This is a genomic window from Chelatococcus sp. YT9 (assembly GCF_018398315.1).
Lineage (GTDB): Bacteria > Pseudomonadota > Alphaproteobacteria > Rhizobiales > Beijerinckiaceae > Chelatococcus.
Genome location: NZ_JAHBRW010000001.1, coordinates 2,151,308 through 2,176,003 on the forward strand (window position 1 = coordinate 2,151,308; position 24,696 = coordinate 2,176,003).

At 63.5% G+C, this 24,696-nt stretch carries 26 protein-coding genes, 1 tRNA gene and 1 riboswitch; of the genes, 16 read left to right on the forward strand and 11 right to left on the reverse strand.

Annotated features, from left to right (window positions below; all coding sequences use genetic code 11):
• Positions 1 to 7: 7 nt before the first annotated feature.
• Both KIO76_RS09735 and KIO76_RS09740 read right to left on the reverse strand, forming a co-directional pair.
• Positions 8 to 604, reverse strand: a complete 597-nt coding sequence (locus tag KIO76_RS09735) for a GNAT family N-acetyltransferase (protein WP_213322997.1) — start codon at positions 602 to 604, stop codon at positions 8 to 10.
• A 149-nt stretch (positions 605 to 753) separates the two neighbouring features.
• Positions 754 to 1,611, reverse strand: coding sequence for a prephenate dehydratase (locus tag KIO76_RS09740; protein ID WP_213322999.1), 858 nt, complete (start codon positions 1,609 to 1,611; stop codon positions 754 to 756).
• 227 nt (positions 1,612 to 1,838) lie between these two features.
• Between KIO76_RS09740 and KIO76_RS09745 the strand changes: the two genes are divergently transcribed.
• Complete coding sequence (locus KIO76_RS09745) at positions 1,839 to 2,396, forward strand: c-type cytochrome (RefSeq protein WP_213323001.1); 558 nt, start codon at positions 1,839 to 1,841, stop codon at positions 2,394 to 2,396.
• A gap of 88 nt (positions 2,397 to 2,484) precedes the next feature.
• Here KIO76_RS09745 and KIO76_RS31335 read toward each other — a convergent pair whose 3' ends face one another.
• Entirely contained in the window at positions 2,485 to 3,396 is a 912-nt protein-coding gene (locus tag KIO76_RS31335; protein WP_283771427.1) for an OmpA family protein, read from the reverse strand.
• Positions 3,397 to 4,008: 612 nt separating this feature from the next.
• On the opposite strand from KIO76_RS31335, the gene KIO76_RS09755 reads away from it, so the two are divergent.
• Complete coding sequence (locus KIO76_RS09755; RefSeq protein ID WP_213323003.1) at positions 4,009 to 4,329, forward strand: hypothetical protein; 321 nt, start codon at positions 4,009 to 4,011, stop codon at positions 4,327 to 4,329.
• A 568-nt stretch (positions 4,330 to 4,897) separates the two neighbouring features.
• Here the strand turns inward: KIO76_RS09755 and thiC are convergent.
• Complete coding sequence (thiC, locus tag KIO76_RS09760) at positions 4,898 to 6,793, reverse strand: phosphomethylpyrimidine synthase ThiC (protein ID WP_213323005.1); 1,896 nt, start codon at positions 6,791 to 6,793, stop codon at positions 4,898 to 4,900.
• Positions 6,794 to 7,020: 227 nt separating this feature from the next.
• Positions 7,021 to 7,140, reverse strand: a riboswitch (TPP riboswitch).
• Positions 7,141 to 7,378: 238 nt separating this feature from the next.
• On the opposite strand from thiC, the gene KIO76_RS09765 reads away from it, so the two are divergent.
• Positions 7,379 to 7,771: a PRC-barrel domain-containing protein gene (locus KIO76_RS09765; protein ID WP_213323007.1), complete on the forward strand. Its 393-nt coding sequence runs from the start codon at positions 7,379 to 7,381 to the stop codon at positions 7,769 to 7,771.
• A gap of 279 nt (positions 7,772 to 8,050) precedes the next feature.
• On the opposite strand, the gene KIO76_RS09770 is transcribed toward KIO76_RS09765, so the two are convergent.
• Complete coding sequence (locus tag KIO76_RS09770; protein ID WP_249729828.1) at positions 8,051 to 8,740, reverse strand: pyrimidine 5'-nucleotidase; 690 nt, start codon at positions 8,738 to 8,740, stop codon at positions 8,051 to 8,053.
• 386 nt (positions 8,741 to 9,126) lie between these two features.
• Between KIO76_RS09770 and KIO76_RS09775 the strand changes: the two genes are divergently transcribed.
• Entirely contained in the window at positions 9,127 to 9,333 is a 207-nt protein-coding gene (locus KIO76_RS09775) for a hypothetical protein (protein ID WP_213323012.1), read from the forward strand.
• Positions 9,334 to 9,413: 80 nt separating this feature from the next.
• On the opposite strand, the gene argB is transcribed toward KIO76_RS09775, so the two are convergent.
• From argB to map, 3 genes are all read right to left on the reverse strand, one after another.
• Positions 9,414 to 10,334, reverse strand: coding sequence for an acetylglutamate kinase (argB, locus tag KIO76_RS09780; RefSeq protein ID WP_213323014.1), 921 nt, complete (start codon positions 10,332 to 10,334; stop codon positions 9,414 to 9,416).
• 72 nt (positions 10,335 to 10,406) lie between these two features.
• The gene (locus KIO76_RS09785; RefSeq protein WP_249729554.1) at positions 10,407 to 10,784 is read right to left on the reverse strand and encodes a DUF423 domain-containing protein; all 378 of its coding nucleotides are present in this window, start codon (positions 10,782 to 10,784) and stop codon (positions 10,407 to 10,409) included.
• Between the two features lie 25 nt (positions 10,785 to 10,809).
• Positions 10,810 to 11,634 carry a type I methionyl aminopeptidase gene (gene map / locus KIO76_RS09790; RefSeq protein ID WP_291977226.1) on the reverse strand — a complete coding sequence of 275 codons (825 nt, stop codon included), beginning with the start codon at positions 11,632 to 11,634 and terminating at the stop codon, positions 10,810 to 10,812.
• 213 nt (positions 11,635 to 11,847) lie between these two features.
• Here map and KIO76_RS09795 point away from each other — a divergent pair, with 213 nt between their 5' ends.
• The 11 genes from KIO76_RS09795 (at position 11,848) to KIO76_RS09845 (ending at position 22,008) form a co-directional block, all read left to right on the forward strand.
• Positions 11,848 to 12,876 carry a bile acid:sodium symporter family protein gene (locus tag KIO76_RS09795; protein WP_502761847.1) on the forward strand — a complete coding sequence of 343 codons (1,029 nt, stop codon included), beginning with the start codon at positions 11,848 to 11,850 and terminating at the stop codon, positions 12,874 to 12,876.
• A 217-nt stretch (positions 12,877 to 13,093) separates the two neighbouring features.
• Positions 13,094 to 13,228 (forward strand): 50S ribosomal protein L34, encoded by a 135-nt coding sequence (gene rpmH, locus KIO76_RS09800; RefSeq protein WP_099056420.1) that lies wholly within the window; start codon positions 13,094 to 13,096, stop codon positions 13,226 to 13,228.
• Between the two features lie 16 nt (positions 13,229 to 13,244).
• The gene (rnpA, locus tag KIO76_RS09805) at positions 13,245 to 13,793 is read left to right on the forward strand and encodes a ribonuclease P protein component (RefSeq protein WP_213323016.1); all 549 of its coding nucleotides are present in this window, start codon (positions 13,245 to 13,247) and stop codon (positions 13,791 to 13,793) included.
• Complete coding sequence (gene yidC, locus KIO76_RS09810; RefSeq protein ID WP_213323018.1) at positions 13,790 to 15,640, forward strand: membrane protein insertase YidC; 1,851 nt, start codon at positions 13,790 to 13,792, stop codon at positions 15,638 to 15,640. Before rnpA ends, yidC begins: the two co-directional genes overlap by 4 nt.
• A gap of 272 nt (positions 15,641 to 15,912) precedes the next feature.
• The gene (locus KIO76_RS09815; RefSeq protein WP_213323021.1) at positions 15,913 to 16,473 is read left to right on the forward strand and encodes a YceI family protein; all 561 of its coding nucleotides are present in this window, start codon (positions 15,913 to 15,915) and stop codon (positions 16,471 to 16,473) included.
• A complete protein-coding gene (locus tag KIO76_RS09820) occupies positions 16,470 to 17,021 on the forward strand; it encodes a cytochrome b (RefSeq protein ID WP_283771428.1) in 552 nt (183 codons plus the stop codon). The genes KIO76_RS09815 and KIO76_RS09820 overlap by 4 nt, the downstream gene beginning before the upstream one ends.
• 97 nt (positions 17,022 to 17,118) lie before the next feature.
• Entirely contained in the window at positions 17,119 to 17,787 is a 669-nt protein-coding gene (gene yihA, locus KIO76_RS09825) for a ribosome biogenesis GTP-binding protein YihA/YsxC (protein WP_213323025.1), read from the forward strand.
• On the forward strand, positions 17,780 to 19,213 hold the full coding sequence (locus KIO76_RS09830) for an FAD-dependent oxidoreductase (protein ID WP_213323028.1): 1,434 nt from the start codon (positions 17,780 to 17,782) through the stop codon (positions 19,211 to 19,213). Before yihA ends, KIO76_RS09830 begins: the two co-directional genes overlap by 8 nt.
• Positions 19,214 to 19,225: 12 nt before the next feature.
• Positions 19,226 to 20,695, forward strand: a complete 1,470-nt coding sequence (locus KIO76_RS09835) for a sensor histidine kinase (RefSeq protein ID WP_213323030.1) — start codon at positions 19,226 to 19,228, stop codon at positions 20,693 to 20,695.
• A gap of 235 nt (positions 20,696 to 20,930) precedes the next feature.
• Positions 20,931 to 21,566, forward strand: coding sequence for a type B chloramphenicol O-acetyltransferase (gene catB, locus KIO76_RS09840; RefSeq protein ID WP_213323032.1), 636 nt, complete (start codon positions 20,931 to 20,933; stop codon positions 21,564 to 21,566).
• A gap of 365 nt (positions 21,567 to 21,931) precedes the next feature.
• A tRNA-Arg gene (locus KIO76_RS09845) sits at positions 21,932 to 22,008 on the forward strand.
• A 10-nt stretch (positions 22,009 to 22,018) separates the two neighbouring features.
• On the opposite strand, the gene KIO76_RS09850 is transcribed toward KIO76_RS09845, so the two are convergent.
• From KIO76_RS09850 to KIO76_RS09860, 3 genes are all read right to left on the reverse strand, one after another.
• Positions 22,019 to 22,954 (reverse strand): tyrosine-type recombinase/integrase, encoded by a 936-nt coding sequence (locus KIO76_RS09850; RefSeq protein WP_249729555.1) that lies wholly within the window; start codon positions 22,952 to 22,954, stop codon positions 22,019 to 22,021.
• Between the two features lie 115 nt (positions 22,955 to 23,069).
• Positions 23,070 to 23,318, reverse strand: a complete 249-nt coding sequence (locus tag KIO76_RS09855) for a helix-turn-helix transcriptional regulator (RefSeq protein WP_213323036.1) — start codon at positions 23,316 to 23,318, stop codon at positions 23,070 to 23,072.
• Between the two features lie 216 nt (positions 23,319 to 23,534).
• On the reverse strand, positions 23,535 to 23,774 hold the full coding sequence (locus KIO76_RS09860; RefSeq protein ID WP_213323038.1) for a hypothetical protein: 240 nt from the start codon (positions 23,772 to 23,774) through the stop codon (positions 23,535 to 23,537).
• A 648-nt stretch (positions 23,775 to 24,422) separates the two neighbouring features.
• Between KIO76_RS09860 and KIO76_RS09870 the strand changes: the two genes are divergently transcribed.
• Positions 24,423 to 24,626 (forward strand): hypothetical protein, encoded by a 204-nt coding sequence (locus KIO76_RS09870; protein ID WP_213323042.1) that lies wholly within the window; start codon positions 24,423 to 24,425, stop codon positions 24,624 to 24,626.
• Positions 24,627 to 24,696: the final 70 nt, after the last annotated feature.

Here is a 24,696-nt window from a genome sequence, read left to right on the forward strand (position 1 = left end):
TGCAACACTATTTGCAGGACGGCATGCAGGGCGCGAGAGGCATCATGCCAAGGCTTCGCCCTGCCGAGTGCTGCATGGGCCCGTGCTGGGCGTCATCGAACAAGGCAAGGTCGCTTGCTTTCGGCCAGATGAGCGCGAGCTCGGTGTTGCCCGCCCCCTGCTCATCGTCGCGCGAGCCTGTAACGACAGCGCCGAGCGACCGCGCGAAAACCACCGCGGTCACATTACGATGGAAGACCCAAAGCCCGACGTCCGCGACGTCACGCTCGGCAAATTCCCGAGCCATCCGCCCCATGAGGCCGCTTCCGATGCCGCGCGAACGAAATTGCCGCGCGACGTGGATTGCGTAAATCTCGCCGAAGGTGCCGAGCTCACCATCCCGCGCGGGACCGCAGGCACCGAAGCCGACCAGTTGGCCATCATGTTCCGCCACGACTACGGTGCCCTCGTCAGCGGGCAAGGCGCGCCAATCCCGACGTGCCCGCCAGCTGCTGAGCTCCCGGACATCCATGAGGCTGAGATAGGTCTCCTGCCAAACATGCTCGTAAAAGCGGGAGACATTGGCCATGTCGCAGCTGTCTGCGTGTCTGAACGTGGGCGTCATTGGCCTTCCCTCTCATCGTGCGGAGGTAAACTCGCGTGAGAGAAAGGCCATAAAAGGGCGACGAAGAGATGACGGCCGCCTTTTTTTCGCTCTCATGGAAAAGGAAGGCTGAACGGCAAAGATCGCGCTCGGCCATCCGCCTCCGGTACCTATTCCGCAGGTATCTGGGTGGCGCGGAAGGGATGCGCAGGATAGACCCCGAGAATCCGCAGCTCCTTCGAGAAAAAGCCGATCTCCTCGAGAGCGTTCTTCAGCGCGGGGTCATCCGGGTGACCATCGACCTCCGCATAGAACTGCGTCGCATGGAAATGCCCTTCCACCATGTAGCTTTCGAGCTTCGTCATATTGACGCCGTTGGTCGCGAAGCCGCCGAGCGCCTTGTAGAGCGCCGCCGGCACGTTGCGGACGCGGAACACGAAACTCGTCACGGTGGGGCCGTTTCCGGCCTTGGCCCATTGCGGCTCACGGGCCAGCACGACGAAACGCGTGGTGTTATGGGCTTCGTCCTCGACGTCCTCCATCAGGATGTCGAGCCCGTAAATCTGCGCCGCCAGGCGTGGCGCGAGTGCGGCCTGCGTCGGGTCGTTCCACTCGGCGACCAAGCGCGCTGAGCCCGCGGTGTCGGCGGCAACCACGGCATTGAGCCCGAGCTTGCGGATGATTCGCCGGCACTGGCCCAGCGCATGCACATGGCTGTGCACCGTCTTGATGGTGGCGAGCGTCGCGCCTTTCGGTGCCATCAACTGGAAATGGATGGGCAGGAAAAACTCGCCAATGATGTGCAGCCCTGATGTCGGCAGCAGATGATGCATGTCTGCGACGCGGCCGGCGATCGTGTTGTCGATCGGGATCATGCCGAGCGTGGCCGTACCGTCGGAAATCGCCGCAAGCGCGTCCTCAAACGTCGCGCAGGGCAGGGGTTGCCACGTCGGATAGACGTCATCGCAGGCAATATGTGAGTTGGCGCCCGGTTCGCCTTGATAGGAAATTACTTCGGGCAGGGACATCGGCTCGTCTCCTCGAAATCATCACACCCCGAGCGCCGATGCCGAAAAGCGGCAAAAGGTAGCAAAGGGGAAGCCGCTTATACGAGTTGCCAACCCGGCTTCAAAGCGGGTAATCAGACTTTGCTGCATGTCCTCGTGCTGTGCGGCCCTGTTTTCGCCGTCAACGTTCGCCTGAAGCTTACCAATCGGCCTAGCCCATTGGCCGCACCGGAGCCGCTGTTTTGTCGATGCAACAGCTAGATTCTTTCGAGCTCAACAAGATCTTCGGCGCCATTCTTGGCACCTGCGTTTTTGCGATGGGCCTTGGCATTGTGGCCAGCGCGATCTTCTCGCAAAATCCGCCGGCCGTTCCCGGCTACGATCTGCCCGCACCGGAAGAGGGCGCTTCCGCCGCCGCACCGGCCGCGGTTGAGGTCATACCGATCGCCGTTCGCATGCAGACCGCTGATGCCGCCCGTGGCCAGAAGGCTGCGGCGAAATGCGCCGCCTGCCATAATTTCGTGGAAGGGGCGGGGGCAAAGGTCGGTCCAGATCTCTATGGCATTGTCGATCGTCCGAAGGGTGAGGTTCAGGGCTTCGGTTATTCGGCGGCCATGAAGGAACATGCCGCCAAGGGCGAGAAGTGGGGCTATGAGGAGCTCGACCACTTCATCGCCAATCCGCGCAGCTACATGAAGGGCACGATCATGAGCTTCGCCGGCGTGGCGAAGCCTGAGGAGCGCGCAGACATCATCGCGTATCTGCGCAGCTTGTCCCATTCGCCGGCGCCGCTGCCCAACCCCTGATCGGCCCGGCATTCCCGCCAGTTCACGAATGATGGCCCCGGGATGGTTTCACCCCGGGGCCATTGTTTTTTGACCAGCGTGTTGCGGTTTACCGCGCGGATGGAGCGCTGCTCTGCGACATCAACGGCGTGATCCGCCGCAGCGTCACCCTTCTATTCTCGCGGGCAGGCCCGTCCGTTTGAACCTTCAGATATTGTTCTCCATAGCCCTGGGTCACAAGATTTTCGGGCGGCACGCCATAGCTGTCGGTCAGAACCTGCGCGACCGCCTCGGCACGTCGATCCGACAGCGCGAGGTTGTCGGTGTCCGAACCCACCGCGTCCGTGTGCCCTTCCACGAGGAACACCTCATTGGGGTTGCGTTTGATCACGGCGGTGAGCCCCCGGGCGATCGCATCCAGCCGGCCAACCTCCGAAGGTGCGACATCGGCCGAGCCGGTGGCAAAAGTGATGGTGTCCACGTCGACACGGCGCATCTTCTCGCGTAGGCGCTCGTTGTAGCGGATCTCGTCGAGGCTATAGGCCCGCTCCACCTCCTCGACCGGAGGGGCCAGGAAAGTCTCCTCAATGACCTCCGGACCCACATCTTCAGCCTCAACGATATAGCGGTCGCGCGGGATGCCTCCGAGCACGAGCGGTGGCAAGGCCACCAGCGGCGGCGCATAGAAGCCGGGACCGCGCGCCGGCCTGCGGCTGTTGTCGATGATGATGACGTCGCGGCCGTCAGGGCCCCGGCGAATCCTCCGCATGAGACGTCCGTCAGCATCTTCCATGGTGATGATGCGGCTGCCGTCGGGCCGCACGACGGTGATGGTGCGGTCCCCGCCACGTCCTCGAGCAACGTTCACGTCCCGTGCGCCGCGTCGCAGCCGCTCCACTTCGTCGTGCCGGATGACTTCCCGATCGCCCTCACGAATGATGACGCGGTTGTCGCTTTCGCGAATGATGGTGCGCCCGTCACGTTCCTCCACCCGCCGCCGCGCGCGCCATTCCTCGCTCAAGTCACGACCGGGAGGGCCGCCAAAGCCGGGCCTGTCGTCCGTTTGCTGCTGCGCGCCGGGGCGTGTGCCGGGCGGGGGCACAGGCTGGCCGGGAGCTGCCGGCTGGCCTGGCGCGACGGGCCGCTCGGTGGGTGGCTGCGATCCCCGTATGGGCCTGTCGCCTGGTTGCTGCGGTGCACCAGGGCGAGCGCCAGGGGGCGGCGCAGATTGCCCGGGGGCAACCGGCTGGTCTGGGGTGACTTGTCGCCCCGGGCGGGGCTGCTCGGACCGCGGTGCCCCTGGACCGGGCCGTTCTGGTCGCGGTTGCTGCTGTTGTGTGTCGGGTCGCGCGCCGGGGCCCCGCGTTGGTTCACCAGGACGATCCGGGCCCGGCTGGCCGGGCGCCTGACGTGGCGGACGTCCCTCCGCGTCCGGTCGGGGGGCTACCTCGCGGGGCGCTCTGGGTCGCGGCGTTTCGCCAGGCGACGCCTCGGGACGGCCGGGACGACCGGGTGCGCGCTCTCCGGCGGGCGAGGCGGGGCGACCCTCAGGCGGGACATCGGGGCGATCACGCTGGGAGCGCGGCGTGTCGGGCCGTGGTCCCTCTGGTCTTGGTGCTTCGGGTCTTGGTGCTTGGGGTCTTGCCCCCTCAGGCCGCGGCCTTTCGGGACGCTGCATCTGCGGTGGCGGCATCTCCTGCCGTTGTTGCATGTCTCGCCGCGGCATGTCCGGTCGAGCGCCTTCCGGCCCGCCCGGCCCTCCGGCCGGCGGCCGTTGGCCGCCTTCGGAGCCGCCGCGGCCCTCCGGTCGCCGCCGTTGCGGGCCGCCGTCCTGATCGTCCGGCGCGCCCTGCGCGAGCTGCAGCCGCGTCTCGTCCGGAAGGACGGGCGGCAAGTTATCCTGCCGGACAGGATCGACGATCGCGGGGTCGAGGGGCGCAGCCGCGACACGTAGTATCGGTAGCGCTATCACCGTGCCCGCGAGCAAAGCGAAACGGGTCATCCGCATCAGTCAGGTCCTCTCTCATTCGCACCGCCGCCCAGCCTCAACCCTGGAGTCGAATGATCGAGGTCAATCCGCGATTATGACAATATTAAGTTCTCGCAAGTGCATCAGGTAGATGAATGGTTATTCATAATGCTCAGAAGGCGACTTTATTTGAACCGCGCCGGAGATATTTGGAGTGCAACCTTGACTATTGAAGGCGCATTGGATTTGTAGCTTCGCTCTCGTTCCAGCAGCGAAGCCCAAGACGAGGGGTGCGGCACCCTGCAAGACATGCGCGGCGCGTTATTTAGCGCGGCGCGCCGAGTGACTTCTTCTTATCCGCCGCGTTGACGCGACGCCCCATCAGCTGCCGCTCATGGTTCGGAAGGGGAGAGCTCGGGCGATGGCCCGTCTGTCGTGGCCACAGCCGCACCGCCAACATCGCCTCGCTTCCAGCCATGAGGGTTCACCCGCCCCGCTCGCGCGAGGCCGCCCCCCCCCCCTTCTGGAGCGGAGGGAGCAGCCGGGTGCTCCGCTAGTTCGCCGGCACGTAAATGGCCGCGCCCTTGGCATTGAATTCCTTCGCTTTTTCGGCAAGGCCGGCGAGGCGGTCAGCTTCGCCCAAGGTTTCCGTTGCAAGAGGCTCCATGGCGAGCGCCTCGGCGCGCAGATCCTGCGTGATCTTCATCGAGCAGAATTTCGGCCCGCACATCGAGCAGAAATGCGCGACCTTGTGGGCCTCCTTCGGCAGCGTCTCGTCGTGGAAGGCGCGCGCGGTGTCCGGATCGAGGCCTAAGTTGAACTGGTCCTCCCAGCGGAACTCGAAGCGCGCCCGGGACAAGGCGTCGTCGCGCAGCTTGGCGGCGGGGTGGCCCTTGGCGAGGTCGGCGGCATGGGCGGCGATCTTGTAGGTGATGACGCCGGTCTTCACGTCGTCGCGGTTGGGTAGGCCGAGATGTTCCTTGGGCGTGACATAGCAGAGCATCGCCGTGCCGAACCAGCCGATCATCGCCGCGCCAATGGCGGAGGTGATGTGGTCATAGCCCGGCGCGATGTCGGTGGTCAGCGGCCCGAGCGTATAGAACGGGGCCTCGCCGCAGGTGGCGAGCTGCTTGTCCATATTCGCCTTGATCTTGTGCATGGGAACATGGCCCGGCCCCTCGATCATCACCTGGCAGCCCTTGCCCCAAGCCACCTTCGTCAGTTCGCCGAGCGTATCGAGCTCCGCGAATTGCGCGGCGTCGTTGGCATCGGCAATGGAGCCGGGCCGGAGGCCGTCGCCGAGCGAGAAGGTGACGTCATAGCGATGCATGATGTCGCAGATCTCGTCGAAGCGCTCATAGAGGAAGCTCTCCCGGTGGTGGGAGAGGCACCAGCGCGCCATGATCGAGCCGCCGCGCGAGACGATGCCGGTGACGCGCCGCGCGGTCAGCGGCACATAGGCCAGGCGCACGCCGGCGTGGATGGTGAAATAGTCCACGCCCTGCTCGGCCTGCTCGATGAGCGTGTCCTTGAACACCTCCCAGTCGAGCTTCGCCGGGTCGCCGTCCACCTTCTCCAGCGCCTGATAGATCGGGACGGTGCCGATCGGCACGGGCGCGTTGCGCATGATCCAGGAGCGGATGTTGTGGATATTGCGCCCGGTGGAGAGGTCCATCACCGTGTCGGCGCCCCAGCGGATCGCCCAGACCAGCTTCTCCACCTCGTCGGCGGCCGAGGAGGTGACGGCGGAATTGCCGATATTGGCGTTGATCTTCACCAGGAAGTTGCGGCCGATGATGGTGGGCTCTAGCTCGGGATGATTGATATTGGCGGGTATGACCGCGCGTCCCCGCGCCACCTCCTCGCGCACGAAGTCCGGAGTAATGAAGTTGGGGATGGCGGCGCCGAAATCCTCGCCGTCGGCGCGGCGTTCCTCGGCGCCCGCGAGCATCTCCGCGCGGCCGAGATTCTCGCGATGGGCGATATAGACCATCTCCTCGGTGACGATGCCGGCGCGGGCATAGTCGAGCTGCGTGACCGGCCGACCGGCGTTGCCGGACAGCACGGTGCGCGCGGCTGGACAGGGCGCGACGAGCTTGTCGGCGGAGATATTGCCGTTGTCCTCCGGTTTCACCGCGCGCGGCGCGATCGCGGTCAGGCCGCGCGCAGCGAGCCATGGCGCGCGAGGCTGGGCGATGCCGCTATTGAGGTCGATGACGGCCTCGGGGTCGGTGAACGGGCCAGAGGTGTCATAGACGCGGAAGGGCGCCTCGCAGGAGGCGGGATCAAGCGCGATTTCACGGAAGGGAACCCGGATCCCGGGATGACCCTGGGGGCTGGAATAGACCTTGGCCGATCCTGCGACGGCCCCTGTGGTGACAGCGGCCGGTGTGGCGGTGGTAGTCTGGCGCACCTTCGTGCGCGCCGGGGACTGCGGATGAATGTTCATGGATCTCCTTCTCCGGAGAACCTTCGCCGGAGCGAAGGCGCCCCGGCTCATCAATGAGGAGAGTGTCCGCCCACAGCATTCTCAAGCGACGCGTAAAGCGGTTCGCGCGAAGACGATGCGGTCGATCGAACCCGTTCCCGACCCGGCAGGATCGGAAAGGGTCTCGAGCGGATACACTCCTGGTTCGAGGAGATCCGGGTGACAGCGATCTGATGGAATCGTGAGGAGCCTTGCACCTTTTCCGTCCCTTCGCCGGCATGACCCGGATCAGGTCCTAAGGGTCACCGCGGTGCTCGTATGAGCCGGCGGAATCTCAGCCCCCTCACGGGGCCCCCCTCGGAACAGGTGACGAGAATGGGCGGTTATGACCGTGCTGTCAATGCATATGCAGAGCCGGCTATGGAGTTATCATGGCAGTCCATTGGCGAGTGCCACGGCGTGCAGCTTTTGTGCCCGAAGAGCTTACAAATTACCGAGAAAACAAAGAACAGTTTGCAAATAGAACCATGGAACAAAATCCTACTAATGCCATTCTCATAGCGGGAATACGGATAATCCATCCGCTTTGCATTTAGGAGATATAGTATGGTTCGGATCGCAGTTGTAATCGCGGCTATAGGGCTTTCGACAGCGGCGTTTGCACAGAATGCGCCGACGCCTGCTCAAGGACCAAGTTTTGTTACAGTTGAACAAGGAGCGCTGGCCAGTTCACTTAAAGGGCTGAACGTCAGGAATGCCGGTGACGAAAATGTCGGGGAGATCGAAGACGCGGTGATCGATGGTACGTCTATCCGCGCTTACATCCTCTCCGTCGGCGGCTTCCTCGGCATGGGCACGCATTATGTTGCCGTTGCACCGTCCGCGCTCATGCTGACGTGGAGCGATGCGGACAAGAAGTGGAATGCCCGTATCAACGCGACAAAGGACCAGTTGAAGGCGGCGCCGCAGTTTAAATATGAGGGCCGCTTTGCCCGGTAGACAAGCCGCCGGGTTGGGCAAGAGCTGACAAGGGCGCCGGCAGGCGCCCTTTTTCCAGCTTCCGGTTCCGCGCGAAGCCGCCGGCGGGCTCAGGAGCCGCGGTAATGGCTCCGGTCCAAGAAGCATTGTCCGACCATTTTGACGGGCTGGATTTCAGCCGTCATAGTCGGGCTGGTTTCCGCCATCCCGACCTCTGAGGCTCATGCCTTCCGAAGGCCTCGGCGCGAGGTGGGATCGCGCCGGACGAAGCCGGCGTTTCGGTGCGGTCGGTCAGCGGGTTTAATGGTCTCGCATGCGCCCCAGAAAATCGGCGAGATCGTCGGTCATAAAGTCGATATGCGGTGCGATCATCGGGGCCTGTTCCTCGGCTTCCCGGAAAGGGTCCGTGGTTTTCGGCAGGACCAGCACGGTTGCCATGCCAAGCGCATGAGGCACGACCAGATTTTTCTCGATGTCCTCGAACATGACCGCGCCGGCCGGATCGACATTGTGGCGATCGAGAAAACGCTCATAGGTGCTCTGCTCCGGTTTCGGCACGAAGCCGGAAGCGACGATGTCGAACACGTCCTCGAAATGCTCGCGGATGCCGAGCTTGAGCGCGACCGCTTCCGCATGCGCCCGTGAGCCGTTGGTGAGAATGAGCTTCCGCCCCGGCAGCGCGGCGATGGCCTCCCCTAAGAGGGGGTTCGGCAGAAGCGAGGAGTGGTCAATGCTATGGGCGAATTCGAGGAATTCTTCGGGATCGATTCCGTATTCTTCCATCAAGCCGCGCAATGTCGTTCCATAGCGATGATAGTAATACTTCTGGAGTGCGCGGGCCGAGATGCCGTCGAGCCCACAGAGCTCCACGAGAAACAGGGTGATCCGGAGATCCACCTGCGGCCATAGCTTGGCATCGTGGGGATAGAGGGTGTTGTCGAGATCAAAGATCCAGGTATCGACATGCGCCAGCGACGGCTTATGCGTCAGCGCATCGGGAAAGGGGGACGCCTGGCGTAAGGAAATGGGCAGGCTTTCCGGGAGTATGGGCAGATCGTCGATAGGCGGCTTACGGAAGGACACGTTCGTTAGGCTCCGTTCCCGGAACGTGGCGCCGACGGCTTGCCGTGGATCCGGCGCGGCGAGACAGCCGATTGCGACATCACGCTTCCACTGTTGGACCTCAACCACGTAGGCGTGGACGAGGGGGAACCTGCTTAGATGGTTGCATGGGCTGTAAGTTGCAAGGCCTGACGATCCGCCGCGTGAAAAGCATCTCATTCCACGCAAATGCTCGCGCCCCACGCAGGGCCCGGAACCCGGATTGTCATCAAGAATTGTCTGGCCAGTTGCTTAATTGATTTAAGGACCAGATCATGGTGGACACAGGCGATGCCAGCTGGCGGGAAAGAATGCCGCTTGCTGAACTCACGAGCGCAGCGAGCCTGGAGGCGCTCAATGCGACATTGGCCTCCCGGCAGATTGACGCTGTGCGGATCGTCTCGATCGTGCTGGAACCGGCGTTCTTCGATCCGGTAGGCCGGCTTGTGAAGCCCGCCTACCGCGTTCTGTATCGACCCTGATTCCAGTCCGGAAAGTCCCGGCACCCGCCGGGTTTATGCCCGCCGGGACTGGCCAAGGCTCGGGATGAACGTCGCTCGCCCTACCGCCGGATGAGGGTTCCGGCGCCGTGGTCGGTATAGAGTTCCAGCAGCACCGCGTGGGACACCTTGCCGTCCAGGATGACAACGCCTTCGACGCCCTGCTCGAGGGCATAGATGCAGGTCTCGACCTTCGGAATCATGCCGCCGGTGATGGTGCCATCAGCGATGAGGTGGCGGCACTGCTCCACGGTGAGCTCGGGCAACAGGTTTTTGTTCTTGTCGAGAACCCCCGGCACGTCGGTGAGCAGCAGCAGGCGCTTGGCGCGCATGGCACCGGCTATGGCGCCTGCGAAGGTGTCGGCATTGATGTTGTAGGTCTCACCGTCGGCGCCGACAGCCACGGGTGCCAGCACCGGGATGATCTCCTGGCCAAGGACCGCGTCGAGAACCGTGCGGTCCACCCGTTCCGGCTCGCCGACGAAGCCGAGGTCGACAACCTTCTCAATGTTGGAATCGGGATCGACCACAGAGCGGGTCACCTTCCGCGCGGTGACCATGTTGCCGTCTTTGCCGCAGAGACCTATGGCCTTTCCGCCCTCGGCGGCAATCGTGCCGACGATCTGCTTGTTGATGGAGCCCGCCAGGACCATTTCGACGATCTCGACGGTGGCCTTGTCTGTGATGCGAAGGCCGGCGGCGAACTCGGATTTGACGCCGAGGCGGTTGAGCATCTGGCCGATCTGCGGGCCGCCGCCATGCACGACGATCGGCTTCACACCGGATTGCTCAAGGAGGACGATGTCCTCAGCGAAATCCTCGGCGGCGGCGGGGTCGCCCATGGCGTGCCCGCCATATTTCACGACCACGATCTCCTGATCATAGCGCTGCATATGTGGCAGGGCCTGCACGAGAACCTCGGCGCGGGTATGCACGTCGGGCAGGTCGGCGAGAGGGGTGGGAGCGGCTTTGTTATCGGACATGACATGTCTCGCCGTTGGCAGGATGCGGATGGCGCAGTCTTTTAGCGAAGACACACGACTTTGTCGTGTCTTTCAAGAGCGTCGCGGAATGAGCGCGGACAGGCCGATGGCGACCCAGGCTATCATCAGTAGCGTGCCGCCGGTGGGGGCCGCCATCGCGAAGAGGGGCGTGCCTGTGAGGGCGCGCATGGCAAGATCGCCGCTGAAGCCGATGAGCCCAAGAATGACGAGCACGCCACCAAGGCGCAGCAATCCGGCGCGACCGAGACCCACATGATCGGCAATGGCAATGGCCAGGAGAACGGGGGCGTGAAAGAGCAGGAAATCCGCCGCTGTGCCGAGGCTCCCGCCCCCCGTGACGTGGGCTGCCGCGGCAGCCGCGGCAACGCCGGCCAAGCCGGCGACGGCGCCGAGGATCATGAACAACCGGTCGATCAAGGATATTGGCATTCCCGATAACTCATCGTTCCTGCGATCAGGTGGCGGGGTAGGGGGGCTCGGTGAAGCCCTTCGGCGACAGGGTGAAGATCTCGACCCCGGTGTCCGTCACGCCGACGGTGTGCTCGAACTGTGCCGACAGCGACCGGTCGCGCGTCACGGCCGTCCATCCATCCCCCAGCACCTTCACGCCGGCCTTGCCCGCGTTCAGCATGGGCTCGATGGTGAAGAGCATGCCGGGCTCCAGCACGACGCCCGTGCCGGGCTCGCCGTAGTGCACGACCTGCGGCGCGTCATGGAACACCTGGCCAAGGCCATGCCCGCAGAAGTCCTCGACCACGGAAAAGCGTTCGCGCAGCGCTATCGCCTCGATGGCATGGCCGACATCGCCGAGCGTGTTGCCGGGCTTCACCTGGGCGATGCCTGCCATCATCGACTCGTAGGTGGTGTGCACGAGGCGCGCGGCTTTCACCGAAACTTCGCCGACCAGATACATGCGGCTCGAATCGCCATACCAACCATCGAGGATGGGTGTAACGTCGATGTTGAGGATGTCGCCCTCCGCGAGTAGCTTGTCGGAGGGAATGCCATGGGTCACCACGTGGTTGACCGAGATGCAGCTCGCATGGCGATAGCCCTTGTAGCCGATCGTGGCCGGCACGGCGCCGGCTTTGCGCATGAACTCCTCGCAAAGGGCGTCGAGCTCTGCGGTCGACACGCCCGCCCGGACAGCCGGGGTTATGAAGTCGAGGGTCTCCGCCGCCAGCCGGCCGGCACGGCGCATGCCGGCAAACGCTTCCTCGCCATGAATCGGAACGGGACGACCTGTCACGTCGACCTGGGTGGAATACTGGAGCGTCACGTCGAGCCCTTCATGCTGGAATTCATCTTGCGCGGCACCTTCATTAGCCGCGATGTGGTCGCCGTCAACCGTTCTGGGAGCACCTCAGCCGTCACATGAAAGCATGCTTGACCGCGTGGAACGCATAGCGACGTTGTCGAGCAAGGGGTTCACAATCGCCGCCGGAGCGCTTTATCTGCGGAGCGCATCCCGACTGATCATTGATAGAGGCCCGTGATCGTGCGTTTTCGCTTCCGGCCTGACAAGTTCATCATCATCCTTCTGGCTGTCGTCCTTCTTGCCTCGCTCTTTCCGGCGCGAGGGGCGTTCGTCGATTATCTCGGCTACCTCACGGATTGCGCGGTCGCATTGCTGTTCTTCCTGCACGGCGCGCGGCTCTCGCGCGAGGCCGTGGTCGCCGGCATGCGCCACTGGCGCCTGCATCTCGTCATTATCGCGGTCACCTTCCTGCTGTTCCCGCTGATCGGGCTTGCGCTCGCCCCGTTATCGCCGGCCCTGCTGACGCCGACGCTTTATTCCGGAATTCTCTTCCTCTGCGTGCTGCCGTCGACCGTGCAATCGTCAATCGCCTTCACGTCGATGGCCCGCGGCAACGTGCCGGCAGCGATCTGCGCGGCCTCGGCTTCCAACATCCTCGGGATGGCTCTCACGCCGCTTCTGGTCGGCCTGCTGCTGCATACGCAAGGAGGAGGGGTCTCCGGAGACGCGGTGATCGCGATCCTCCTTCAGCTTTTGGCGCCATTCGTCGCAGGCCAGTTGCTACAGCCCTTGATCGGTGGCTTTGTTCGGCGCCACAATCGTGTGCTCGGCATGACGGACCGCAGTTCGATCCTCCTGGTCGTCTATGGTGCCTTCAGCAAGGCGGTGGTTGCCGGGCTGTGGCAGACCTTCGATCTCACGACCCTTCTTGTCATGGCGGCCGTCGACATCGTGCTTCTCGGCACGGTCATCCTCGCGACCACCTACGGCAGCCGCTTGCTCGGCTTCTCGAAGGAGGACGAGATCACCATCGTCTTCTGCGGGTCGAAAAAGAGCCTGGTGAGCGGCATTCCGATGGCTAACGTCATCTTTCCAGCCCAGGCCGTTGGTGCGATCGTGCTGCCGTTGATGCTCTACCACCAGATCCAGCTGATGGTCTGCGCTGCGATGGCGCAACACTATGCCGCGCGACGCCCGCCGGATGCTGACAAGCCGGGCGAGCGTGGTATCCGGGCCAACAAGGAGGCTGTGACCTCGGTCTGATACCGTTGACTTTCTGAGTGCCTTCCGCCATAAGCCGCTCATGTCGACGGCGCTCTCAACGGGCGCCGATCGTCGTCTTGGTCGTCGTCTCGGCGTTTATCGCTTTGGGGCGGCAATCGACAGCAAACAATCATCAAGGTCGTTACCGGCTTGCCGGGGCGATGTTGGGCGCGAGGCTGACAGCCGTCGCGCCCCCTGCGGGACCGGAGACTGGGTCGTGAAAAGGACGTATCAACCGAGCAAGCTCGTGCGCAAGCGCCGGCATGGCTTTCGTGCGCGGATCGCGACCAAGGGCGGGCGCAAGGTTATTGCTGCGCGTCGCGCAAGGGGCCGTAAGCGCCTGTCGGCCTGACACGGCGCAGGCTGGCATGTGCGACGTCCCGGCGGTTCAGCATGGGCGGCGCTCGGCCCGATTGCCGCGCCTTCGAAAGCGTTCCGAGTTTCTGGCTGCTGCGCGCGGCAAGCGATTTCACACTGAGCGCATGAGTGTTCAGTGGGTCGATCGAGCCCGTGGAAAGTCGCTGGCCCGGCCCATTCCCGACGCCGCTGCTCACGAGCACGATGTCGTGAATGCGCCGGGTTTTGGTTGCTTGTCGCAGGCGGATGTTGCCCTCTCGGGCGCCACGAGGCTGGAAAGCGGGCCGCGTTTCGGCCTTACCGTGACCAAGAAGACCGGCAACGCCGTTGAGCGCAATCGTATCAGGCGCCGGCTGCGCGAGGTGCTGCGCCAGCTGAGGCCAGAGTGGCCGGAAGCGGCGCTTGATGTTGTCGTTGTGGCCCGGCGCGGCGCTTTGTCCGCATCCTTCGACGCGCTTGCGGTTGATCTCAAGCGGGCCATCGCCACATTCTCGTCAACGCGGAAGCGAGCCGAACGGCCTTCCGCCCACCGTCCCGCCAACACAACGGATCGTCCATGATCGGCGACAACAAGAACCTGATCCTCGCCATAGTGCTCTCGATCGTGGTGCTGACGGGCTGGAACTATTTCTTCGGCATGCCGAAGGTGGATCAGCAGCGGCAGGCTGCCACCCAGACCCAACAGAGTGCCGCCCCGGGGCAGCCGTCGAGCACCGCGCCACAGCCGGGCGTGGCCGGTGAGGCCGGCTCCGCGCAGACAGTGCCGGGACAGACCGGCGCCGCAACTGCGCCGGTCAGCCGTGAGGCAGCCCTCGCGCGCAGCCCCCGTGTCGTCATCGATACCCCGAAGATCGCGGGCTCGATTGCCCTGAGGGGTGGCCGCATCGACGACGTCTCGCTGAGGGCTTATCACGAGACGGTCAATCCCAAGAGCCCGAACATCATTCTCCTGTCACCCTCAGGCAGCCCGCATCCCTATTACGCGGAGTTCGGCTGGGTCGGCAGTGGCGAGGGCGTGCCGGCATTGCCCAATTCGGAGACGCTCTGGACCGCGCCGGAGGGCGCACGGTTGACGCCACAGACACCCGTCACGCTGACCTATGACAATGGGCAAGGCGTCAGGTTCCTGCGCACCATCGCGGTCGATGACAACGCAATGTTCACCATCACGGATAGCGTGGAGAACACGGGCACGACGCCCATGACGCTTCACCCCTATGGCCTCATCTCGCGCCACGGCCTGCCGCAGACACAGAATTTCTACATTCTGCATGAAGGCCTTGTCGGTGTGCTTGGCGACAAGGGCTTGCAGGAAGTCAGCTATTCGAAGCTCGCCAAGGAGCCGGCCCTCCCGGGCGGCGGAACGGGCCTCCAGTTCCCGGATGTCACGGGCGGCTTTGCGGGCATTACCGACAAATACTGGGCGACTGCGCTCATTCCTAACCAGAAACAGGCCTATACCGGTCGTTTCTCCGAGCGCCAGTTCAACAATCAGCCGACCTATCAGGCCGACGTGCTCTCGGGGCCGCTGACCGTCGCGCCCGGCGCCTCGGTGCAGACGACAATGCATCTCTTCGCGGGCGCGAAGGAAGTCGCCGCGATCCAGGGATACGAGAACACCCTGGGCATCAAGGGCTTCGACCTGCTGATCGATTGGGGATGGTTCTATTTCATCACCAAGCCGATGTTCTGGCTGCTGGACTTCTTCTACAAGCTCTTCGGCAATTTCGGCATTGCCATCATCACCGTGACGGTGCTGGTGAAGCTCGCCTTCTTCCCGCTGGCCAACAAGTCCTATGCCTCCATGGCCAAGATGAAGGCCGTCCAACCGGAAATGACAGCCATCCGCGAGCGTTTCGCCGATGACAAGATGAAGCAGCAGCAAGCGCTGATGGAGCTGTACAAGAAGGAGAAGATCAATCCGATCGCCGGCTGCTGGCCGATGCTGATCCAGATCCCGGTCTTCTTCGCGCTCTACAAGGTGCTCTTCATCACCATCGAGATGCGGCATGCACCGTTCTTCGGCTGGATCCACGACCTTGCCGCGCCGGATCCGACGACGATCTTCAACCTGTTCGGGCTGATCCCGTGGGATCCCTCGACAGTGCCGGTGCTGGGTCACTTCCTGATGCTCGGCGCCTGGCCGATCATCATGGGCATCACGATGTTCATCCAGATGAAGATGAACCCGACGCCGCCCGACCCTGTCCAGCAGATGATGTTCTCCTGGATGCCGGTGATCTTCACCTTCATGTTGGCCTCGTTCCCGGCCGGTCTCGTCATCTACTGGTCGTGGAACAACCTGTTGTCCGTGCTCCAGCAGGGCTGGATCATGCGCAAGAACGGTGTGAAGATCGAGCTATGGGACAATCTACGTTCCATGTTCATGAAGAAGGCCAAGGCCTGAGGACCCCCTTAGGTCCGGCGTAAGAGCCGCGTCTTCTTCACAAAGCTTTGAAGCGCCCGCCCGCATGAAAAGTGCGGCGCGGGCGCTAACGCGTTTATGATGATTGTCTGCCCGTTGGGGTCTGACGGGAACAGGTATGTAAGGCCCCCAACGAGACGGCCTGACGCTGGTGTTTCCCTGGATGCCGCGCCATCCTTCGATGTCAGACGCCAGGCAGTTGTGGGCCGGGGTTAGTGCAAACCGGTGGCGCGGTCAGAACCGCGTTGTGCGTCATGCGCATCAAGCCGTTGCTGCTTCTCCTCATCATGCTGGCGCCCTCCGCCGCGCTGACGCAATCGGCGTTCCGGATCGACCCAGCGCGCACCACCATTTCCTTTGTGATCGATGCCGTTGGCTTTCCTCAGACACGAGGCGTTTTTCGCCAGTTCTCAGGCCGCCTCGTGCTGGATTTCAACCGGCCGTCCCGCAGCCGCGTATCCTTCAATGTGGTGGCAGCGTCCCTCGACACCGGATCGCGTGGTCTCGACGACTACATTCGCGCGCCCGGCTTCCTCGATGTCATGCGTCATCCCACGATCTCTTTCGCGTCCACGAATGTGGAGAAACGCGACGAACAAACGGCCGTGGTCACGGGCGATCTGACGATGCTCGGCGTGACAAGGCCGGTGGTATTCACCGTCGGAGTTGCAAGGGACGCCGGCCGTTCCCGCGCAGTGGTCGATTTTGTGGCGAAAGGCGTGGTGCAACGCTCTCAGTTCGGGATGATCAATGGCCAGCCGCTCGTTTCCGATGATGTGACGATTACCGTCTCGACCGAGGCGTCACAGGAATGAAGCACCGGTCGAGATCCGCCACTTCTCATTGGAGCCTGCAGGGCCGCATCTTGCATTGGGTCATGGCCGTGCTTCTCGTCGGCCTGGTGGTGCTTGGCTTGGCCATGAGCCGCCTTCATACCGATCTCGGCACCTCCTTCGCCCTCTATCAGGCCCACAAATCCTATGGGCTTCTCGCCCTTGTGCTGGTGTTATGGCGCATCGTTTGGCGGCTTAGCGCATCACCGCCGCCACCGCAGGTGATGCGGCCAGCCGAGTGGTGGATATCCCGGCTGGTCCACCTCATGTTCTACGGCCTTATGCTGGCCCTGCCGCTGACCGGTTGGCTCATGGCTTCGGCATCGCCGCTGCGATTGCCCACCCGTCCTTTCGGGTTCTTCACGATGCCTGACCTTGTGGCGACTGATGCCGCCCTCTTCATGGTGTTGCGTTTCATTCACGCGGTACTTGCCTACAGCCTCGTTGCCCTGCTCGTCCTACATGTCGCCGGCGCCTTGAAGCACCGCTTCATAGACCATGACGAGACCTTGGGGCGTATGGGGTTTTGAGCGCTGCTGCCGGCTCATTCCGCCAAAAATGTAAAGCTGCTTACTCTATGCGCCGGTGGCGCTTGCAGAATTCCGGCCAAAGCTCGATAAGATGCGCATGACCATTGCGACATCCAGCACCGACGCCATCTTGCTCGAGACAGGGCGGAAGCTCTTTGCGGGGCCGGCGGATTTCGTCTGGGCCGCCGCCGCGCGAGACAGCTTGCCTCCTCTCGGGGGGCTCGAGATCGCCTTCGCAGGGCGTTCCAACGTGGGCAAGTCCAGCCTCGTCAATGCATTGACGGGCCGCAAGACCTTGGCGCGCACCTCCCACACGCCGGGGCGCACGCAGCAGCTGAATTTCTTCGCCATCGGTGCGGGGCCGGCTTTTACCCTGGTCGATATGCCGGGCTACGGCTATGCGGCTGCCGGCAAGGAGAAGGTTGCGGCCTGGACGCGCATGATCCGCAGCTATCTCAAGGGGCGCTCCACGCTGGGGCGTGTCTATGTGCTGATCGACGCGCGACATGGCATCAAGGACATTGATGCTGAAGTTCTCGACATGCTCGATGTGGCGGCGGTCTCCTACCAGATCGTCCTGACGAAGGCCGATGAACTCACGGCAGCGGCGCTCGCTGCGCGCCTGGAGGCGACACAGGCGGCCATCGCAAAGCGCCCGGCCGCGTTCCCGGGCATAGCCCCGACCTCGAGCCGTAGCGGCAAGGGTATCCCGGAGCTGCGGCAAGCTATCGCCGATCTCGTCGCCGAGCGGAGCAACCATGGCTGAGATCCTGCGCCCCGACCTCTGCGTGGTCGGCGCCGGACCGGGGGGCTTCACGGCGGCCGCGACCGCCGCGCTATTCGGCGCGCCCGTGGTGCTCGTTGCCAATCAGACGTTGGATGGCCCCTGGCGCAGCGCAGGGGCGGCTGCGTCCGCCGCGCTGTCCTACGCGGGCGCGCATGTGCGGGCGGCGCGCGATTCTGCCTTCGTCGGCATGGGGCCTGGGGCGGGGCGGATCAACCATCCCCGTGTCCATGCCCATGTGCAGCGGGTTGTCGCCGCGTCCGTGGCCGAAGAGTCCCCCTACCGCCTTGCCGCGCTTGGCGTACGCATCCTGCAGGAGGAGGCCCGCTTCATCGACGGGCGGAGCCTGCGCGTGGGCGAGACCACGGTGATGCCGCGTCGTTTCCTGATCGCCACCGGCTCCGAACCCGTCATCCCGGACATTCCCGGGCTCGCCGATATCGATGTTCTCACCGATGACAGCATCCTCGACACAACCCACCATCCTGAGCGCCTCGTCATCATCGGCGCGGGCCGCACGGGTGTGACGCTGGCGCAGGCGCAACGGCGGCTGGGCGCCGAGGTGACGCTGATCGATCGTGGTCCGGCACTGCGCCGCGAGGATCCGGAGATCGCGGCCTTTGCTCTTGCCGCGCTGCGGCGCGAAGGTATCACGATCCACGAGCATGCCACGGTGAAGCGTGTGGAGGCGACCCGCGACGCCCTCAGTGTGGAGATCACCACCGAGGGGGATGGCGAAATCGTCATCGGGGCGAGCCATGTCTGCGCAGCCGTGGGGCGCAGACCGACGTTCGGGACACTGGATCTTCAATCCGCCGGCATCGCCACCACGGAGGCCGGGATCGCGCTGCGGCGCGGCCACGCGACGAGTAATCGCCGCGTTTATGCTCTGGGGCTGGCGTCGGGTGAAGGCACGGACAGTCATTTCGCGGCTCATCTCGCCAAGGACGAGGCGCGCCGAATCGTTCGCGGTATCCTCTTTCGCGCGGCACCTGCCGCCCCCGCCGTTCCTCGTCTTACCATGACAGACCCGGAGATCGCCTCGGTCGGCCTGAGCGAGGCCGAGGCGCGCATCCAGCATCGCGAAGTGCGCATCCTGCGCGCGCCTTTTGCCCAGAACGAGCGCGCCGAGGCGGATCGCGTGGCATCGGGTGAGATCAAGGTGGTGTTGAACAGGCGCGGCCGCATACTTGGATGCGCGATCGTTGGGCCTGCGGCCGGGGAACTCATCGTCCCCTGGGCACTTGCCTTAGCGGAAAGGTTGACGATCGCGCAGTTTTCTCGGCTGGAAATGCCCACATCGACCTATTCCGCTGTTTCGCGGGAAGCGGCCTTGAGCTTCTATGGACCGCAGACGCGGAGCCGATGGGTGAAGGGCATGGTACGTTTCCTGCGATCTTTTGGTTGATGGACCAAGCGGATGGAGGGCTCCCGATCCCAACTTCAGCCAATTCTCGGAGCTGAGGGCGCGGCGCGGCCTCTATCCGGTGGCGGTTCTGCGCCCTTGTTCGGGCTTTCGGCGCGCCTCCTGATCCTGACTGTGCTCTTCGTCATGATTGCCGAAGTGCTGATCTACGGGCCTTCGATCGCGAGTTTCCGCGTGTCGTGGCTCAACGACAGGCTGTCCACCGCCCAGGTTGCCGGTCTCGTTCTGGAGGCGACGCCAGAGGGCGGAATCAACCCTGCCTTCGAGCAGAAGCTTCTCGCGAGCGTGGGCGCGCAGGCCATTGCCGTGAAGGTGGGAGGTGCCCGCCATCTGGTCGCGCTTGCCGATACGCCGGCCGAAGTCGCCGAGACCATCGATTTGCGCGAGCCTGACTGGCCGACGCTGATCGTCGACGCGTTCCGCGCATTGCTGGAGACCAACGACCAGCCGGTGCGGGTTATCGGACCCGGCATGGGCGCCGCCGCCTTCGTTGAAATGATCATTGATCCGCGGCCACTCCGGTCAGCGATGCTCGATTTTTCGCGCCGCATTCTCCTCGTGTCTCTGATCATCTCGGCGATTACGGCCGGATTGGTCTACCTCGCCCTGCACTGGTTGATCGTTCGCCCCGTGCGGCGCCTCTCCGCGAATGTCGCGGCGTTCGCTGCCGCGCCGGAGGACGCAAGCCGGATCATCGTCCCCTCGGCGCGTGCCGACGAGATCGGCATTGCCGAGCGGGCGCTCGCGGAGATGGAGCACAGCCTGGCGGATGTCCTGCGCCAGAAGCGGCACCTCGCCGCGCTCGGCCTCGCCGTCAGCAAGATCAACCACGACCTGCGCAACATGCTGACCTCGGCGCAGCTTCTGTCAGATCGTCTTGTGCAGGTTGCGGATCCGGCAACGGCGCGGTTTGCGCCACGGCTCGTAACCACGCTGGGACGCGCCATCGATTTCTGCCAGGCGACGCTCGCCTATGGTGGCGCCGCGGAGCCCTTGCCCCAGCGCCGGCGAGCGCCAGCGGCGCAGCTTTTTTCGGATCTGCGGGATCTCCTCGATGTCGGCGACGATCTTGACTTCGTGCTGGATATCCAGCCGGATCTCGTCATCGACGCGGATGCCGAGCAGATGTCACGGGTGCTGCTCAACCTCTGCCGGAACGCGCTGCAGGCGATGGAGCAGCAACCGCCTGTCGGTGAACCGCGCCGCCTCGTCGTGACAGCCCGGCGCGACAGTGACAGTCCCAACGCGGTCACTATCGATATTATCGACAACGGGCCTGGCGTCGCCGAGAAGGCTCGAGGCAAGCTGTTCGAGGCCTTCCAGGGCACAACGCGGGTGGGCGGGTCGGGTCTTGGTCTCGCCATCGCAGCCGAACTTGTCCATCTTCACGGCGGAGACATAACGCTCGAACCTTCGGAGAAGGGCGCCCATTTCCGCATCGTCATACCGGATCGCTCTGCCTGACCTCGGAAACCTTGTGGCATCAGGTTGCCGCCGGTGTTGCCGGGGGCTTTCCGGAGCATTGGATCGCAGCCGCTTCTGGGCTACAAAGGCGACATGAAAGCAGCACCGAGTACCACCTGCATCGTGCTCCCGCGGAACTGACGCGAGGAGCTTGCGCGAGGCCTCACAGGCTCCTCGCGACCCTGCCGCTCGGGCGAATGCCAGCGGCTAGCGGACTCATGCAGAGAGACACTCGATGAATAACTTTTTCGAAAGCCCGTTCAAAGGCGTGACGCTGGATAAGCAAGTCACGAATCCGAATATTATTGTAGGCCGTTACAGCTATTACTCCGGCTATTATCACGGGCACAGCTTCAACGACTGCGCGCGGTATCTCCTCCCTGATGAAGGTGCCGATAAATTGGTGATCGGCAGCTTCTGCTCGATCGGGTCAGGCGCGGCCTTCATCATGGCCGGCAATCAGGGGCACCGGAACGAGTGGATCAGCACCTTTCCGTTCTTCTGGATGCCTGAAGTGACGGCATTTGCTGGCGCGCAGAACGGATACCAGCCCGCGGGCGACACCGTCGTCGGAAACGATGTCTGGATCGGCTCAGAAGCCATCATCATGGCCGGTGTCACGATCGGCCACGGTGCGGTCATTGGGACACGTGCACTGGTGACCCGTGACGTCGAACCTTATGCCATCGTGGGCGGCAATCCCGCCAAGCCGATCCGCAAGCGCTTCGATGACAGCGCGATCACGCTGCTGCTTGCCATGCAATGGTGGGATTGGACTGATGATCAATTGCAGGGTGCGATGCCGATCATGACGAGCGGAGACGTAGAGGCCCTGCATCGCCACTGGCGAGAGGCCATCAAGCAAGGCTGATCAAGCTAGACTGATTGTGCTCTGCGCTTTCGCGAACAAGAGCGAACCGGCAGAAGCAGCGCCGGACTGACCGCGTCCGCGGTGGGAAGGAACTGCTCCCCCTCCTGCGGGGCGTTTCCGCCGAGCTCCGGCTCGGCGGAAAAGATGCCGAGCCCGCCGACTTGCCGCCGGAGCGCCCAAGATAGCCGACACCGCTTTACCGCATGTCGCCGCGCGTCCTCTCGAACGTAGTTCGCGGGAGGTTATCCCCAGTTGGCCACTTTCTTTCAGTCTTGTGACTAAAGGGGCTTGCCAAGCGAGGCGGGAGGTTCTAATTCACCGACCTCACCTGATGACAGCAACACAGTGCTTCATCAGCGGGACGCGCGCCGGTAGCTCAGCTGGATAGAGCACCAGACTACGAATCTGGGGGTCGGGAGTTCGAATCTTCCCCGGCGCGCCAATGACTTAGGTCATTCTTTCCCCCCTCGTTTTGCACCGCGTTTTGCAGAACCTGTTTCCATAACGTTCTCCAGTTTAGCGATGGCCGTCACAGCGAGAGTGCCTGTGCGAGCCAGATATTTGTCCAAGATATCTTGAGCGCTCCGCAGCGTATGACCGGTGATCGACGCGATTTCCGGCACGCTACAGCCCGCCTCCGCAAGCATGGTGACCGTCGTCCCCCGCACGTCATGGAAGTGCAGGTCTTTGATTCCGGCAGCCTTCACAGTCTCATCCCACTGCGAAGAGAAATATCGTTTCTTCCAAGCTTGGTCGGTCTTGGTGGTCAGGATGACGGTCGCCGTTCGCCGGATGCCATCAAGCGTCGTCTTCAGAGCCGCTGTGCAAGGAACCCGGACCCATCGCCGAGTTTTGCCCTGCATGAGCCGGATAGATTCGCCGTCATACGCACTCCACGGCAGGCGAAGCAGGTCGGCTTGCCTCTGTCCGGTATGAAGTGCGAGCACCATGGCCAGTTGCATCTCCGGCGGGGCGACCCCCATGAATGCGTTCACGTGCTCGGGTAGCCAAATCATCTCCGATCGATCGCTTTGATAGGCGCGCTCGAATCCGTCGAGGACGTTGACCGCCAGCGGCCCCTCTTTAGCACCCCACGATAAGACGCGTGCGAGTACAGAGACGCGATTGTCGGCCTCGCGTGGCTTCTCATCAGAGAACTTGTCGTGCCATTTATTGATGTCGCGACGAAAGGCCTTGTCCTCGAGCGCTGGATAGGGACATGTGCCGTACTGCTCATCCCAAAAGGTGAGCACGCGCCTGTACTCTTTCTTCGTGCTCTCGGCCAGCCTACGCCATTGCTTGGTGTCTTCGAACTCTCGTATCAGGCCGGACAGAGTCCCCGCGTTGCGCGCACGAGTGCTAGCCTCCGCGCGCTCCAGGCTGGCCAAGAATGCGGGAGATCCTGGACAGCCTTCGAGACGCTTCCCGCTTGCACGGTGATAGTAGTAAGTCTCGACGACTCCCGTCGCGAGCTTCCGCCGAACCGTGTTGATACCTTTAAGGCTAACCCGCACGACTGGCCTTCCACTGTTCGAACGGTGAAACCGCCGCCGCTGCCGGCAGAGTGTGGAAAGCGCCGCCAGCAAGGGCGTGGTCCAGCGCAACGCGACTCCAGCGGCGCGTGCCGGGGAGGGGGCGCGGCACAACCCCGCGCCGTACCCAGGCATCAAATGTCGAGAGCGCGATTGAGCATCGCTCCGCCGCCTGTGCCCTAGTCAGCACCAGCGGCTCGTTATCATTCGCAACAGTCATCACCCGCCTCGCATAGACGGCCGAAAGGGTCCGACCAAACGGTCGGGGCTTGGCGACGCGCAAAGCGCATCGGCCGCAGAAGCGGCTTGGAATGTCAGAGAGGGTTGCGAGAGCCCGGCGTCCGAGACGCTGCAGGTTTGGCCGTCAAAGGACGGCGAGCGTGCGCAAAATACGCAGGCAAAGCGACGCTGTCAAGATTTAGTTGTGGTGCGATCGCTATACCGCGAGGGACAGAGCCGGCGGCGGCGCGCACTGCTGCTGCCACCACTCGGCCAATCTGTCATGCAGATCGAACGTCATCGCGACTTCTGCGTGCACGCGCGTGCCGTCGTGTCCGATGATCTGAAGCGCTTCGAGGAGGTCGGACAGAAGGTCGGCTGAAAGGGGGGCAGAGCCCCCCAGAACTCTTCTTCTGGAAGTGGCATCGGTCGAAGCGGCCATGGCGAGTGCGGTCATTCTCTTCTCCTCGTGCTTGGGGTGCCCCCGCCCGGCCATCGCAACAAGGAGACGGACAAAGCGGCCGCGCGGGGGTGTTGTCGCGGCTTGCGAAGCAACGACACTCTGAATATAAAATGATCCCTGAGGCGTCGTCAATACCTTTGGCATCATTTAATACGTGAGGGATCATTTTTGCAGACCAGCGAGCAACTTCGAGCGGCCCGTGCGGTGCTGCGATGGGAGCAAAGTCGCCTAGCCCAAGAGTCCGGGGTGTCGCTACCGACGATCAAGCGCATGGAATCGCAGAGCGGCCCCTTGACTGCTAATCGCCCGACAATCGCCGCCATCCGCCAAGCCCTCGAGGCGGCTGGGATCGAGTTCGTGGATGCTGGCCCATATTCTGGCGATAGCGGGCCAGGTGTACGCCTGCGAAAGGAAGCGCCATGACCCCACACCCGAGCCTCCACGTCCCCACGCGGCCGATCGCCATACCCAGATGACCTCGCATCCCTGCACGGGCGCATATGCGCGACCTATGCGCTCTTGGACTTCGTCCTCTCCGACGTCGTTGCTCGCACCGGCCCTGCGACACACAGTTATAAGATCACCCGACGCATAGCCGCCGCGCGCCGCGCAGAGCCGCGCCTGGCGCCTTTGCTGCCCCGCATGCGCACATTCACGCGGATCCGTCGGCTTGCCGCCCATGGCGTCCTGACAGCGACTGGCGAGGTGCTGGAGTATGCCTTCTACCGGCCGGGTAGCACGAAGCGTCTCGTCATGGAAACGGTCCGCATAGACAGGCAGGAGCTCGAGCGCCAGGCTGCGGAGTTCGAAGCCTATGTCGCGGAGGTGCAGGAGGTGGTGGGGTGAAATGCCGAGGCTTCGCGGTATTTGCCGTTGGCGACGGCAAATCGTCCGGCCTGAGGTTGCGCCCTAAATC

Excerpts from the sequence above, each read along its gene's own strand:
- KIO76_RS09735 (WP_213322997.1), bottom strand. The coding sequence starts at position 604 with ATGACGCCCACGTTCAGACACGCAGACAGCTGCGACATGGCCAATGTC.
- KIO76_RS09740 (WP_213322999.1), bottom strand. The coding sequence starts at position 1,611 with ATGTCCCTGCCCGAAGTAATTTCCTATCAAGGCGAACCGGGCGCCAAC.
- KIO76_RS09745 (WP_213323001.1), top strand. The coding sequence starts at position 1,839 with ATGCAACAGCTAGATTCTTTCGAGCTCAACAAGATCTTCGGCGCCATT.
- thiC (WP_213323005.1), bottom strand. The coding sequence starts at position 6,793 with ATGAACATTCATCCGCAGTCCCCGGCGCGCACGAAGGTGCGCCAGACT.
- KIO76_RS09765 (WP_213323007.1), top strand. The coding sequence starts at position 7,379 with ATGGTTCGGATCGCAGTTGTAATCGCGGCTATAGGGCTTTCGACAGCG.
- KIO76_RS09775 (WP_213323012.1), top strand. The coding sequence starts at position 9,127 with ATGGTGGACACAGGCGATGCCAGCTGGCGGGAAAGAATGCCGCTTGCT.
- argB (WP_213323014.1), bottom strand. The coding sequence starts at position 10,334 with ATGTCCGATAACAAAGCCGCTCCCACCCCTCTCGCCGACCTGCCCGAC.
- KIO76_RS09785 (WP_249729554.1), bottom strand. The coding sequence starts at position 10,784 with ATGCCAATATCCTTGATCGACCGGTTGTTCATGATCCTCGGCGCCGTC.
- rnpA (WP_213323016.1), top strand. The coding sequence starts at position 13,245 with ATGTGCGACGTCCCGGCGGTTCAGCATGGGCGGCGCTCGGCCCGATTG.
- yidC (WP_213323018.1), top strand. The coding sequence starts at position 13,790 with ATGATCGGCGACAACAAGAACCTGATCCTCGCCATAGTGCTCTCGATC.
- KIO76_RS09815 (WP_213323021.1), top strand. The coding sequence starts at position 15,913 with ATGCGCATCAAGCCGTTGCTGCTTCTCCTCATCATGCTGGCGCCCTCC.
- KIO76_RS09820 (WP_283771428.1), top strand. The coding sequence starts at position 16,470 with ATGAAGCACCGGTCGAGATCCGCCACTTCTCATTGGAGCCTGCAGGGC.
- yihA (WP_213323025.1), top strand. The coding sequence starts at position 17,119 with ATGACCATTGCGACATCCAGCACCGACGCCATCTTGCTCGAGACAGGG.
- KIO76_RS09830 (WP_213323028.1), top strand. The coding sequence starts at position 17,780 with ATGGCTGAGATCCTGCGCCCCGACCTCTGCGTGGTCGGCGCCGGACCG.
- KIO76_RS09835 (WP_213323030.1), top strand. The coding sequence starts at position 19,226 with ATGGAGGGCTCCCGATCCCAACTTCAGCCAATTCTCGGAGCTGAGGGC.
- catB (WP_213323032.1), top strand. The coding sequence starts at position 20,931 with ATGAATAACTTTTTCGAAAGCCCGTTCAAAGGCGTGACGCTGGATAAG.
- KIO76_RS09855 (WP_213323036.1), bottom strand. The coding sequence starts at position 23,318 with ATGACTGTTGCGAATGATAACGAGCCGCTGGTGCTGACTAGGGCACAG.
- KIO76_RS09860 (WP_213323038.1), bottom strand. The coding sequence starts at position 23,774 with ATGACCGCACTCGCCATGGCCGCTTCGACCGATGCCACTTCCAGAAGA.
- KIO76_RS09870 (WP_213323042.1), top strand. The coding sequence starts at position 24,423 with ATGCGCACATTCACGCGGATCCGTCGGCTTGCCGCCCATGGCGTCCTG.